Annotated in this window: 1 rRNA gene; it reads right to left on the minus strand. The window is 53.1% G+C overall.

Features of this window, described 5'->3' with window-relative positions:
- Positions 1–203 precede the first annotated feature (203 nt).
- Positions 204–260 (minus strand): 16S ribosomal RNA (locus AC6LJW_RS29505); the annotation flags it as partial.

Raw genomic sequence — 260 nt, forward strand, 5'->3', positions numbered from 1 at the left:
GTCTGGTTGGATTCGAACCAACGACCCCCGCCTTATCAAGACGGTGCTCTAACCGACTGAGCTACAGACCCAAAACCTTCTCGGATCAGTAGTCAGGAAGCTGCAGACCCAGGGAAGATTCCCTCGACCCAAGCCTACAACTGATCCCAGCTATATCAAACAACCGATAAGAGTGGACGCTTAACACGAGCACGTAAGCTCTGAAAGGAGGTGATCCAGCCGCACCTTCCGATACGGCTACCTTGTTACGACTTCACCCC

The sequence above is a fragment of the Achromobacter sp. 1012554356 genome, from assembly GCF_059760815.1.